This window comes from Pontibacter arcticus, from assembly GCF_003284895.1.
Classification (GTDB): Bacteria; Bacteroidota; Bacteroidia; order Cytophagales; family Hymenobacteraceae; genus Pontibacter; species Pontibacter arcticus.
Map to the genome: position 1 here is coordinate 602,678 of NZ_QMDV01000001.1, position 11,674 is coordinate 614,351.

The following is an 11,674-nucleotide window of genomic DNA, read 5'->3' on the forward strand; positions in this document are numbered from 1 at the left end:
GTTTATGGCCTGCTTTATTCTGTGTCTATGATCTCGCTTTGGCGCAGGTGCACCGGCTCGGTTTTCTTGCGGAGTTTCGAGTTAAGCATTTCCACCATCAGCGAGAAGAACATGGCAAAGTAAATATAGCCTTTCGGAATCTCTACATGGAAGGCCTCAGCCACCAGCATTACGCCTATCAGGAGCAGGAACGACAAAGCCAGCATTTTTACAGTTGGGCGGTTGTTCACAAAATCACTGATCGTTTTAGCGAATATCAGCATGATCACCATCGAGATAATAACAGCAATAATCATAATACTGACATGGTCTACCAGCCCGACAGCCGTTAAAATAGAGTCGAAGGAGAACACGATATCAATCAGGATGATCTGGATCAGGATTTTGCCCAGCGTAGTGGTTGCTTTGCCGGTTGTATGATGCTCTTCTTCGCCTTCCAGCTTATTATGTATCTCGGTGGTACTTTTAGCAAGCAGGAACAAACCACCGGCAAACAAGATAATATCGCGCCACGAAACGGCCAGTTCGCCATCGGTAAACGGCAGATCGAGTGTAAACAGCGGCTCTTTGGCCTGTACTATGGTGCTGATGAAAAGTAACAGGATCACCCTGAAAACAAGTGCCAGTAACAACCCGATGGTACGCCCTTTTGCTTGCTGCTCTTTTGGCAACCTGGCCACAATAATGGAGATAAACACGATGTTATCAATACCAAGTACCACTTCCATAAAGGTAAGTGTCAGTAAACTGATCCAGGTATCCGGATTAGCGAAAATTTCCATATAGCTTAATTGTTAATTGTTTATTGCTGATTGTTAAATGATAATTCAACCTTCGGATATTCAGCAAAATAACTGTGATAAATAATAAGTTTCAGACTATTGTTGAGCGGGATTTTTAACATTATACTTTCCAACAATCAACAATTAGCAACTAACAATCCAGACCTTAGCTTTTCATGTTCACGAACTGCAGCGGCATGCCGATCATTTCGGCGTTGGCGCGCATCAGCCCGATGGCTTCCTGCAGGTCGTCGATCTTTTTGCCGGTTACCCGGATGGTCTCATCCATGATAGCAGCCGATACTTTGAGCTTGCCGTCTTTGATGAGCTTCATGATCTTCTTGGAAGTTTCCTTATCGATGCCGGCTTTTACCTTGATGTCTTTTTTCACCATCGGGCCAGACTGGTAATGGTCTTTTGAGAAATCGAGGGCGGTGGCATCCAGGCCCTGCTTCACCATTTTGCCGATCAGTACATCTTCGGTATGCTGCAGGCGCATTTCGTTTTCCATGCTGATGTGTACTTCACTTGATTTCTTATCGTATTCGAGTGTGCCTTTGGTATCACGGAAATCGTAACGGTTCATGATCTCTTTACGTGCTGTGTTTACGGCGTTATCCATGATCTGCGGATCAACTTTACTTACAATATCGAAAGATGCCATAGTTCTTGTTTTGGTTTTAGATTTAAGTTAAGACGCGTGAAAGGCAACAAAGTTATTCTAAATTGTTAATTATTGAATAGCTATATGTTGCCGTTATACTTTCCGGAAGTATAAATTTATACTTGCGCCTTGTGCGGTGTGCTTAGCCACGTTTCTGTTGCACCAGCTTCACGAGGCGGCGCAGCAAGGGCCGTGGCGTCAGGTTTACGATGTAAGGCAGCAGGTTACTTTTCACATCCGAAAACGCGACCACTTTACCGGCCATCATACTTGTATAGCCGGCTTCGGCCACACTGCGGGCATCGGTCATGCCTTTTTCGTTGAAAGGAGCTGAGCCATCGAGGTTGGCGCGGTCCTTAAAATCGGTGTTGGTGGCGCCGGGGCAAAGTACGGTTACGGTTATATTTTCATCTGCCAACTCGGCTGCCAGCGCTTCCGAAAACGACAGTACATATGCTTTGCTGGCATAGTATACCGCCATCATCGGGCCCGGCAAAAACGACGCTACCGACGCTATGTTCAGGATTTTGCCTGCACGGCCTTTAGGTAACTGCGCCAGAAAAAGCTTGCTCAGCTGCGTGAGCGCCACAATGTTCAGTTCGAGCATGGCGTGTTCTTTAGGCCAGCCCGTTTCCCGGAAATAGCCGTAATTCCCGAAGCCTGCATTGTTTACAAGCACATCCACCGTTATGCTTTCCTGTTGCAAAGCGGCAAAAACCTGCGCTGCTGCATCCGGCGCAGCCAGATCCTGTACCAGCACTTTGGTGTATACTTTATACTTGATGGCAAACTGCATTGCCATTTTTTCGAGTTTGTCTCCGGAGCGTGCCACCAATATTAAGTTGTGGCCGTCGCGTGCAAAAAGTTCTGCCAGTTCGTAGCCTATTCCGCCCGATGCGCCCGTAATCAGGGCTGTATAGTGGTGTGTTTGGTTTGCCATTTCTTTTGTGTTATTGCTGAATTTATACTTCCCCCACTCTTTACGTAACTTTTGATTTTCTGCAGAGAGGTTTGCTGTATCTTATACTTTGATTTTATACTTTGTCTTTTGCTGTCTTACTTTATACTGTACCTCTGTAGTTATACTTCGTATGCAGGTTAAATAACGATCCTCATGAAAAAAAGAACCTATTCTATACTTGCTTTTATACTTTGCCTGAGTGCCTGCACCAGCGAAGCCCCAACGGAAACCGGCGCTGCCGCCAACCCAACCGAAGAACCGACCGACACAACCCCGGCGGCGCCAACCCAAACCGATAACACCATTAGTTACCAGGAGCAGCTTGAAAGTGGTGGTATGCGCTTCGATATCCGGACGACCGGCGAAGGCACCATGCGCAGCCTGGCCATTAGCGTAGAGCGCCCCGGCCTCGACCCGGTCCGGATTGATGAGCAGTTGGAAGGAACCGTAGAAAGCACCGTAACCACCGACCTCAACAATAATAAAAAGCCGGAGCTGCTAGTGTTTGTAACCGGTGCCGGCACCGGAAGCTACGGCAAATTATACGGCTACGAGTTCGATAACCAGTATTGGGGCGCTTTGCAATTACCTGAACTGACAGAGGCGCAAAGTAAAGGCTACATGGGCCACGATGAATTTGAAATAAAAGAAGGACGCCTTACCCGCACCTTTCCTGTATACCTGGATTCTGACCCCAACAGCACGCCGTCAGGCGGATTCCGGAGCATCGTGTATAGCCTCGGCAACGACCTGCATTTTAAAGTTATCGCCACCAACCAGGCTGCCGAATAACGTATCAGTTGCTGCTTCAGAAACGGCTTAAAACGCAAGAAGGCCATACTATTAAAGTATGGCCTTCTTGCGTTTTATGGGTAGCTGTTAGCTTATTTTTTAGCTGTGATCGCCACAGGTATTTCCATGTTCTCCCACTTCAGCACAATGCCCTGGCCTGTTACATCATACTTCAGGCTTTCGTTAAGTGCGGCGGCTTTACGAGGTTTTACGGTAACACGCAGCGCATCCTGTTTTTCGTCGTAATTGGTGCCCCATTGCTTGGCCGTTTTGTTAAAGATCATGGTCCAGTCTTTTTCTGTTGGGATGGCATATACGCTGTAGGTACCGGCCGGCAACGCTTTGCCCTCAACCATCACATCTTTATCCACTGTTAGCGTTGTTGCTTCGTTTGCGCCGGCTCTCCATACTTTGTTGTAGGGTACCAGATCGCCCCAAATTGTACGGCCTTTAACCGACGGGCTGCTGTAATTAATGGTAACAGTAGCATCTCCTATTTTGCCCGTAGCTGTTGTAGCCGGACTTGCTTTTGGCTTGGCAGTTTGTGCCCAAACAGTAGTGCTCATCAGCAGACAAGCCATAAGGAGCATCATCACCGGAAATATGCGTTTGTTTTTCATACCTTTTAATTTATTTATATTCTTATATAAAACTAAATTTTAGCTAGAATGTTGTCTCTGCCCGGTATTTTTATTTAAAACTATACTTTCGTTGAGACTAGATCATACCGGCACAATACTTATCCCAGTAGGCTTCGTATTTTTTGCTTGCATTGGTGGTATAGCCATAGCCCATAGTAGGCGTAGGTGTAAATTCCCCGAAAACAGCGCCTTTGTCAGTTGCATAAAAGTCTATTCTAACAAAAATGCCATATGCTTTGCTTAACCTTTTAGCACATGCCACCATTTCTTCCAGGCAGGCAGGAGGCTCCTGGTAACTGCCGGCCGGGTAACTTGTATTATCAATTTCTATCTCGTTCCAGTCTGCATCATATGTACCGAAAAAGCCTTTGCGCACCCCTACCCTGTTTATAAGCCGGATAGAGGCGATCTCGCCGTTAAAAGTATAGATTTTGTAATCATCGGGCAGGTTGTATTCTCCTTTCTCGGTGCGCACAAACTCCTCTACCAGAAACTCTAAATAGGGATTCTCTTCTACTGCACGGCTCATTTCTGCCTGCAGCTCTTGGATGCCATATGGCTTTTTATCCAGTAGGTTTACGCCTTTCTGCATCACAAACACCATTCCGCACGAGTACCCAATGGTTGGCCTGATTACGTAATGCTCTGGTAACTTATCAAAAGGAATATCTTTTACGTTACGGCCACGCCAGTACAGTTCTGCCACGCGGCAACCATGCATTTTTGCAAACTCTCTGGAGTTGTGCTTATTGCTTAATTTACGCTGCCAGTTCTCAACATCCATCCACTTTTCGATCGGGTCGCTGGCACTCATGTGGGTATTACGAATAACTTCCGCATTAGGCGCTTCCCAGAATATTTTGTGTCTGCGTCTGATGCGTTTGGTAAATTCGCTTTCTTTCCGGTTTGGAAATGAGCTAATTACAGAGCGAATTTTTTTACCTATGAAGGATTTCATAGTGATAAAGTTTGTATTAAATATTTTATTAAAATCAATCGTGCTAAAGCCTGTTGTCTCTGATATGGTATATAGCCATTTTCTAAAACCGATACCTATTCTGGGCTTTAACATACGTGCGAACAGTGCTTATAACTTCACTTTACTACTTGTATTGTCTGAACGTCTTATATTCCTTCACCGATACAATCACATAAAAGCTACTACATGTTATAAATGCGCTTATACCTTACGTCATATAATTTGCTTAGAATCCCTCTCTAAAACTTGAATAATTTTCATCCGACGTTGATTTTAAGAAATATCCGGATATACAAGAATAGACTTAAATTTATATAAAAGATTATTACTATACAAAGCCAGACCTTTTATTAAACGGCGTACGGCAATCTAAAATTGAATAAACGCTGCCTGGAATCGTTATTTTACACAACAATACACAGCCCTTATTTATTTGTAATACGCTATATTTAAAAAAACATCTATATCAATATTAAAAATTTTAACCTGATTGCCTAATTATTTACAGCTACAAAGGTAATAGGCTTTAATCTGTTGTTGCGATGAGGTGTTAACTTTGTACACAAATGCTTTATGGCTACGTTTTATACTTTTAATTACTTTCTTACCAATATTTTCCCCTATGCCAAAAGCTACTGCACCCGCTCGCATATTTTTACCTCAGATAAGTGCACCGGACCAGCAGGAGCTTACTAACTTACAAACTGCCTTTAACCGCAAAATCCAGCAAATAGATGCGCTGAAGCAGGATTTGATTGCGCGTGAAGTAAGTATAGCCCTGGCACGCCACCGCATCCAAAACGAACTGCAACCCCTGACCGACCAACTGATAGCAAAACGGCTGGAACTTTTATACTTGCTTGATGCGGCGTATGAGCAGCCCGTATTCGGGAAACGGGAAAAAGTAAAACTCGCCAGTTTAATCGAATCCCTTGCCGCTTCACTGATCAGGAATTACGGAAAAACCGAACTGTTGCCGCTGCACGATAAATATGCCAGGCACCCCTATGCTGAAAGTATAACCGAACAGGAACAGCCACAAGGCAAACCCGAACCTGCAGCACCAGAAATAGACTGGGAAAACTTATCGCCTGAAGAAATGCAGGCACACCTGGATAACGAAACAGCGCAACGCGACCAGGAGAAACGAAACCGGCAGGCCAACCGCAAAACCAAAGCACAGCAGGTAAAAGAAAAGCAGGTGAAGGAAGCGCTCAGCAACATCAGCAAAGCCAGCCGCCGCGTGTACACCGACCTGGCCAAGCAACTGCATCCCGATACAGAACAGAACCCGGAAGCGCGCGCCTGGAAAGAGGAAGCCATGAAACAGGTAACCAACGCCTACCACAACGACGATTTTTTTGAACTGCTGCGGTTGCAGATGGAGTTTATGCAGCGCCAGAATAATCCTTTAGCTAAACTCCCAGAGGAACAACTGGGCTTTTACCTTAACATTCTGGACGAGCAGATAAAAGAACTGCAGGAAAAACTACACGAATTTAAGTATGGCACCGACCCCGACCACTTTGACCTTTACAGCGGCACCCCAAAACAAATGGACCAACGGTTTAAACAAACAAAAGAAAGCTTACTGCAAACCTTGGCTCAGCTTAAACAGGAACTGAAAGAACTCCACGACCCACAGCAGGTGAAAGTGCTGCTGAAGAACATGCGTTAAGCTTAACCTGCCTTTTTTCTGAATGAACGAGGATCATTTCAGGTAGCGCACACGTAGGCGTAGGTGTAGCAACTTATTACATAAAATTATGAAGATATACCACACATATGCCATTATTGCTTCTCTCGGTTTGTTAGGCCTCTCTGGCTGCAACTCCGACTCGGCTGATGGCAACTACAATAGCCCTGCCAGCGATGAACTGATAGAAACGCAAATAGATTCTGCCACCAAAGCCTCCGTTGATAGTGTAGCACAAGCTACAAATGAAGGGAATATTATGTTTCCTGTACCTGATACACTCACCAACTTGCTGAAGCGGTACCAGCCGCAGGCCCGCCTGGCAAACCTAACCGATCAGGCCTTATCAAACAAAACAACCCAAACAGGCAACCCGGTATACTTGTATGGCAACTTTAATGGCAAAGGCTCTCAGGATTATGCCGTACAGGTGCAACAAGGCGACTCGATCCATATACTTGCCTACCTGGATTACAGGAACCAGCCCCGCGAAATGAAAGTGGCTGCTTATCCGGCAACGAAACTAAATAACGCCTGGTACAGCACCTATCAATTAAAACTTGCCCCTCAGGATTCGCTGGTACGCGACAACCGCAGCCGTAAACAAGTGCCGCTGCAAACCGATGGCATCTCGATAATGGAAGAAAACCGCACCACGCTGTATGTACTGCAGAAAGGCCGGTTTATACCTTTTGATGCTACCCGCTAGGCAACATCACTTTTGCTTACACAGCTATACTGCCGCCTGAAGTATGATGCAGGCAGCAGGTATAGCTGTGTAAGCAAAAGCAACTATTTTTTAACGGAGCAGGCTTTAACGCAGGTACGTTAGCCTAAGCATGCAGGTAATTTTCCATCACCTCAATAATTTCTAAAGGTGAGCTGAGGTTGGGGCAATGGCCGGTAGCTTTTAACTCTACGAAAGTTGATTTTTTTATGGCCTTGTGCATGTAGTTTCCAACTTCGGTAGGCGCAATAATATCTTTGGAACACTGCATGATCAGTGATTCTGTTTCCAGTTTAAGCAAGTCTGGGCGGTTATCAGAAAGGAAAGCAACTTTAGCGAAGTGCTTTGTGATTTCAGTATCTGTGTTACAAAAGCTTTGTATAAGTTCTTCGCCTAACGATGGGTTATCGGGGTTGCCCATAATAAGCGGCGCAAACGAACTGGCCCAGGAAAAATAATCGTTTTCCATGTAATCCAGCATCGATAAAACATCTGCCCGCTCGAATCCGCCAAAATAATCCGCATCGTTTATGTAGCAAGGCGATGGCCCGATCAGAATCAGTTTCTTAAAAAGCTCCGGCTCCTGCAAAGCACCCAGTACACCTATCATGCTGCCAACCGAATGCCCTACAAAGATAACTTCTTCCAGATCAAGGGCAGCGCATATTTCTACTACATCGGCGGCATAGCCTCTAAGCGAATTATACTTATTTTTATCGTAGGCCGCTGTATCGGAGTCGCCGGAACCTACATGGTCGAAAAGCAGGATTTTATATTGCTGCTGAAATGCAGGCGTTACAAAGCGCCACATATTCTGGTCGCAGCCAAACCCATGCCCAAACATGATCGTTTGTTCCCCACGCCCAAATAACTTCACATTATTTCTTTTGATCACATCCATTGCTTCAAACTCTTATCGCTATATGAAATATACAAATATTAAAATATAGCTTTCAACCCCAAAATGCATTTGCTAATATAATACGAAAAGGTTGAATATTAAGAATTTGCAAGATCAATTTTTGGGATTAAAAAGAGCTTGATTATAACAGATAATCATACTTGTAAAAGTATAAAGTCTGATGAAAGTGATGTTGATGGATGATACAGGGCCCGAAATTACAAGCAAATTATTTCAGAATGCCGTGTAATACCTCCCGGTAGGTTCTGCCCACTGGCAGCTCTGTACCTGCCACTTTTACCTGGTAGCTTTCGATCACCTCGATGTGGGCAAGCGCTACTACAAAGGATTTATGGATCCGGAGGAACTTGCCGGGCGGCAACAGTTTCAGCGTTTCGCAGAGGCTGTTCAGGGTAATTACTTTTTTCTCGCGCGTCACGAATGTTACATAATTGCCTGCTGCTTCCAAGTATAAAATATCGCTTAGTTTGAGCTGGTACGTCTGGATGCCGCTTTTTACAAGTATGGTTCCGTCTGTAGCGCGTGTAGCTGCATGCTCTGGCTGCCTGCTTTTTAACCGGAAGAGGGTTTCGGCTTTACTAACTGCTTTTATAAACTTCTGAAAATCGATGGGCTTCAGCAAATACCCTACAGCCTCCCATTCGTACCCTTCCACGGCATACTCCGAATAAGCCGTTGTAAAAATGATCATAGGCGGGTTAGGCAGCGCTCTCAGAAACTCTATCCCGGTCAGGTCGGGCATGTTAATATCCAGGAAGATAAGATCGACAGGCTCGTTGTTTACAAAATGCAGCGCATCAATGCTGCTCCGGAAAGTTTTCACCAGCTCCAGGGAAGGCACTTTGGCAGCGTAATGGGCTACAACTGCCAGCGCTTTGGGCTCATCGTCTATGGCAATGCATTTCATGGTTATTGCAGAGCGGTTATTTCGACTTTCGTTTTCTGCAGATCAAGGCGCAGCTCAGACTTGTACACATTATCCTGCTCGGTTATGGTTAACATATGGCGGTCCGGGTACTGCAGTTGCAGCAACTTTTTTACGTGCTCCAGACCAAACCCGGCATGTTTTACCGATGATGTGGTGTTTTGCCTGTAAATAGAATTCTCAACTGTAAAGTATAAATTATTTTCTGTAGTGCGGAGCTCGATCAAAATAAAAGATTCCTGTTTCAAGCTGATGCCGTGTTTGAAAGCGTTTTCCACAAAATTAATGAGGAGCATCGGTGAGATCCGCACATGCTGCAGGTCGCCGTCCACTTCAAACTTAATCGTGATAGATTCGTCGCCGGTAAAGCGCAATTTCTGTAGTTTTATGTAGTTTTCGATGTATTCTACTTCGCGGTAAAGCTCTATGAAGGGCGTGTTGCTTTCGTAAATAGAGTAGCGCATCAGGTGTGTAAGCTGAGCTATACTTTGGGCAAGCTCGTCAGCGTTTTTCTCGATCGCCATCGAGAACAGGTTGTTTAGGGTGTTGAACAGGAAGTGCGGGTTAACCTGATTTTTGAGCAACGCCAGTTCCGCTACTGTTACATCCAGTTTCTCTAACCCCTCCTTCTGCCGCAGCCATTGCTTGCTGGCCCAGTACCCGAAAGCAAGTATAAATACAGCTACAAAGGGAAGCAAACCGTTGTTTATAATCTCATACTGCAAGTTAAAAGAATATTCGTCGTTTGTATTTAACCGGAGGATATCATATTCCACTAAGTAAAAGATTAGCACTTCAGCGGTAAAACACCATCCAAAACATACCAGCAGCGGCAGTATAATTTTCCACTTACTATCGGCTTCTTTATACCTCGGAAAAATCAGGAAGACGGTAACATAAAAGAACACGATTTTAAAGAAAGCCAGAAACACCAGGTTCCAGATTGCTTCATGGGAGGCATACGTTTCCATCAGCCTCATTTCCTCCAGTTCCTCTCCCGAAAATTCATCACCTGAGAAGGTGGAGGGTTGATTTTGAAGTATAACTACAGCTACCACTACAATCCAGAAAGTCAGGTGCAGCAGTAGTTCGCGGTGTTTGTTCAGAAAAGATAACTTGTTCATCGGCTTTTATTTTGATCTAAAGCTACCAGTCTCTTCAAATATTACCTCATCCGGTGTACGAACGTCTTCTTTTTATATATGAACGGTTGTTATATTTACCATCTGTAGCCAAAGTATGTTTATCCTCTAAAGCCCTTGTGATTTTTTACAAAAGGGCTGCCGGTTTACATTTGCTGATACAGCACATCCTCCCTCCATTTTTGCGGGTTACTCAGAATGTAATTTTTAATCAGAAAATAGGCTCTGTCGTGACGGATAATATGGTCATGAAAAGACCGCTGCCAAGCGAATTCCGGTAAACCAGCTGCCCGAATCTGTTTGGATGTAGTAGTTTTATAAACACCCATCAACTCAGAAAGGGATTTTATTTTGTTTATTCTGGAAGTATAAATTGTTTCATCATCAGGCCGTTGCGCGGACAGGTCGCGATCAATTTCAAGAATACCATGCACGTGATTCGGCATCACCACAAAAGCGTGTAACAGCACATAAGGATATTGTTCTGCCAGCCAATCCCATTGCCGCGCTGCTATGCGGCCGTAGGCATTCAGCTGCATTTCTTCGTTTACTACGCCACCAAAAACACAAGTTTTGTCTTTTACACAGGATGTTACAAAGTATAAAGCATCGCGGTTGTAGTCAAAATCACCCAACCTGTTCAGTTTTCGATCCGGCCATTTCATAAAAAAGTGTACGTGTATTAAACGCATTTGTAGGGACAGGTCGCGACCTGTCCGCGCGATAAGCTGATCGATGAAACAAAGGTTAAGACTACAACAGCCCATCCTGTGTATCTTTTCATCCTGTAAATCGTGATTCAGACAAATTTGGGGGAATGACTGTCGGTGCACGATTCGGACAGGTCGCGACCTGTCCCTACGAAGGCCGTGGCGAATAATTTAAAAAGTTAAATCTTTAACTTCCGTTTTAAGGTCTTGGGCAATCTTACCTAATTCTTTTAACGCTTGTGATTTTTGTCTCCTTTGAACCACTAAAATTTTTGTCCCATCACAAAGGTTTATATAGCCATCAAAAAAGATATGCTGTGAAACGATTTTGGCAACTTCACCATGAGTAATGTGCGTTGATCTGTTTTTCTTAAGAAAGAGAAATTCTACCCCAGGATAAGGCCTTTCTTGCCCAAACGTTTTACCAGCAATACAATACCCTTCACTATAAACTCCTTCATATAGTTTAAAATCAACATAATTGTACATAACAAATGGTAGTAAACCCAAAACAATAAAAAGTATACTTACTAGAGGAATACTAAAGCTAACATAAATTCCTCCTAACAGCATTAAACTAGCACATGTCTTAATTGCTAATGATGGTTTCTCAGTTATATAATGTAGCTTCTTATCGATCAAATCAATCATCTTATTGCCCCACAATTTAAGCGTAATATATTCTAATGCGATTAATTTTATACCACTAAGTTTTATCTCAATTCATATCTGC

At 44.2% G+C, this 11,674-nt stretch carries 13 protein-coding genes; 3 read left to right on the plus strand and 10 right to left on the minus strand.

Annotated elements, in window-relative coordinates; translation table 11 throughout:
• Positions 1-14: 14 nt before the first annotated feature.
• The 3 genes from DP923_RS02775 to DP923_RS02785 form a co-directional block, all read right to left on the minus strand.
• Complete coding sequence (locus tag DP923_RS02775; protein ID WP_112304122.1) at positions 15-782, minus strand: TerC family protein; 768 nt, start codon at positions 780-782, stop codon at positions 15-17.
• Between the two features lie 166 nt (positions 783-948).
• Positions 949-1,446 carry a YajQ family cyclic di-GMP-binding protein gene (locus DP923_RS02780; RefSeq protein WP_112304124.1) on the minus strand — a complete coding sequence of 166 codons (498 nt, stop codon included), beginning with the start codon at positions 1,444-1,446 and terminating at the stop codon, positions 949-951.
• A gap of 142 nt (positions 1,447-1,588) precedes the next feature.
• Positions 1,589-2,386 carry an SDR family NAD(P)-dependent oxidoreductase gene (locus DP923_RS02785; RefSeq protein ID WP_112304126.1) on the minus strand — a complete coding sequence of 266 codons (798 nt, stop codon included), beginning with the start codon at positions 2,384-2,386 and terminating at the stop codon, positions 1,589-1,591.
• Between the two features lie 174 nt (positions 2,387-2,560).
• Between DP923_RS02785 and DP923_RS02790 the strand changes: the two genes are divergently transcribed.
• The gene (locus DP923_RS02790; RefSeq protein WP_112304128.1) at positions 2,561-3,199 is read left to right on the plus strand and encodes a hypothetical protein; all 639 of its coding nucleotides are present in this window, start codon (positions 2,561-2,563) and stop codon (positions 3,197-3,199) included.
• A 92-nt stretch (positions 3,200-3,291) separates the two neighbouring features.
• Here DP923_RS02790 and DP923_RS02795 read toward each other — a convergent pair whose 3' ends face one another.
• The gene (locus tag DP923_RS02795) at positions 3,292-3,819 is read right to left on the minus strand and encodes a DUF2911 domain-containing protein (protein WP_112304131.1); all 528 of its coding nucleotides are present in this window, start codon (positions 3,817-3,819) and stop codon (positions 3,292-3,294) included.
• A 97-nt stretch (positions 3,820-3,916) separates the two neighbouring features.
• The gene (locus DP923_RS02800; RefSeq protein WP_165838134.1) at positions 3,917-4,798 is read right to left on the minus strand and encodes an ATP-grasp fold amidoligase family protein; all 882 of its coding nucleotides are present in this window, start codon (positions 4,796-4,798) and stop codon (positions 3,917-3,919) included.
• Between the two features lie 643 nt (positions 4,799-5,441).
• On the opposite strand from DP923_RS02800, the gene DP923_RS02805 reads away from it, so the two are divergent.
• Both DP923_RS02805 and DP923_RS02810 read left to right on the plus strand, forming a co-directional pair.
• A complete protein-coding gene (locus DP923_RS02805; RefSeq protein WP_112304135.1) occupies positions 5,442-6,497 on the plus strand; it encodes a J domain-containing protein in 1,056 nt (351 codons plus the stop codon).
• Between the two features lie 88 nt (positions 6,498-6,585).
• A complete protein-coding gene (locus DP923_RS02810; protein ID WP_112304137.1) occupies positions 6,586-7,224 on the plus strand; it encodes a hypothetical protein in 639 nt (212 codons plus the stop codon).
• Between the two features lie 124 nt (positions 7,225-7,348).
• Here DP923_RS02810 and DP923_RS02815 read toward each other — a convergent pair whose 3' ends face one another.
• The 5 genes from DP923_RS02815 to DP923_RS02835 all read right to left on the minus strand — a co-directional run bounded on the left by DP923_RS02815 (position 7,349) and on the right by DP923_RS02835 (position 11,592).
• On the minus strand, positions 7,349-8,143 hold the full coding sequence (locus DP923_RS02815) for an alpha/beta fold hydrolase (RefSeq protein WP_112304139.1): 795 nt from the start codon (positions 8,141-8,143) through the stop codon (positions 7,349-7,351).
• Positions 8,144-8,372: 229 nt separating this feature from the next.
• The gene (locus DP923_RS02820; RefSeq protein ID WP_112304141.1) at positions 8,373-9,071 is read right to left on the minus strand and encodes a LytR/AlgR family response regulator transcription factor; all 699 of its coding nucleotides are present in this window, start codon (positions 9,069-9,071) and stop codon (positions 8,373-8,375) included.
• Positions 9,072-9,073: 2 nt separating this feature from the next.
• Complete coding sequence (locus DP923_RS02825; protein WP_112304143.1) at positions 9,074-10,213, minus strand: sensor histidine kinase; 1,140 nt, start codon at positions 10,211-10,213, stop codon at positions 9,074-9,076.
• 164 nt (positions 10,214-10,377) lie between these two features.
• The gene (locus DP923_RS02830) at positions 10,378-10,896 is read right to left on the minus strand and encodes a transposase (RefSeq protein WP_112304145.1); all 519 of its coding nucleotides are present in this window, start codon (positions 10,894-10,896) and stop codon (positions 10,378-10,380) included.
• Between the two features lie 216 nt (positions 10,897-11,112).
• The gene (locus tag DP923_RS02835; protein ID WP_125047622.1) at positions 11,113-11,592 is read right to left on the minus strand and encodes a hypothetical protein; all 480 of its coding nucleotides are present in this window, start codon (positions 11,590-11,592) and stop codon (positions 11,113-11,115) included.
• Positions 11,593-11,674 lie beyond the last annotated feature (82 nt).

What these genes read in the sequence shown, in the direction of transcription:
- DP923_RS02810 (WP_112304137.1), top strand. Translation starts at nt 6,586, where the DNA reads ATGAAGATATACCACACATATGCCATTATTGCTTCTCTCGGTTTGTTA.
- DP923_RS02830 (WP_112304145.1), bottom strand. Translation starts at nt 10,896, where the DNA reads ATGAAATGGCCGGATCGAAAACTGAACAGGTTGGGTGATTTTGACTAC.
- DP923_RS02775 (WP_112304122.1), bottom strand. Translation starts at nt 782, where the DNA reads ATGGAAATTTTCGCTAATCCGGATACCTGGATCAGTTTACTGACACTT.
- DP923_RS02800 (WP_165838134.1), bottom strand. Translation starts at nt 4,798, where the DNA reads ATGAAATCCTTCATAGGTAAAAAAATTCGCTCTGTAATTAGCTCATTT.
- DP923_RS02825 (WP_112304143.1), bottom strand. Translation starts at nt 10,213, where the DNA reads ATGAACAAGTTATCTTTTCTGAACAAACACCGCGAACTACTGCTGCAC.
- DP923_RS02795 (WP_112304131.1), bottom strand. Translation starts at nt 3,819, where the DNA reads ATGAAAAACAAACGCATATTTCCGGTGATGATGCTCCTTATGGCTTGT.
- DP923_RS02790 (WP_112304128.1), top strand. Translation starts at nt 2,561, where the DNA reads ATGAAAAAAAGAACCTATTCTATACTTGCTTTTATACTTTGCCTGAGT.
- DP923_RS02780 (WP_112304124.1), bottom strand. Translation starts at nt 1,446, where the DNA reads ATGGCATCTTTCGATATTGTAAGTAAAGTTGATCCGCAGATCATGGAT.
- DP923_RS02835 (WP_125047622.1), bottom strand. Translation starts at nt 11,592, where the DNA reads ATGATTGATTTGATCGATAAGAAGCTACATTATATAACTGAGAAACCA.
- DP923_RS02805 (WP_112304135.1), top strand. Translation starts at nt 5,442, where the DNA reads ATGCCAAAAGCTACTGCACCCGCTCGCATATTTTTACCTCAGATAAGT.
- DP923_RS02820 (WP_112304141.1), bottom strand. Translation starts at nt 9,071, where the DNA reads ATGAAATGCATTGCCATAGACGATGAGCCCAAAGCGCTGGCAGTTGTA.
- DP923_RS02785 (WP_112304126.1), bottom strand. Translation starts at nt 2,386, where the DNA reads ATGGCAAACCAAACACACCACTATACAGCCCTGATTACGGGCGCATCG.
- DP923_RS02815 (WP_112304139.1), bottom strand. Translation starts at nt 8,143, where the DNA reads ATGGATGTGATCAAAAGAAATAATGTGAAGTTATTTGGGCGTGGGGAA.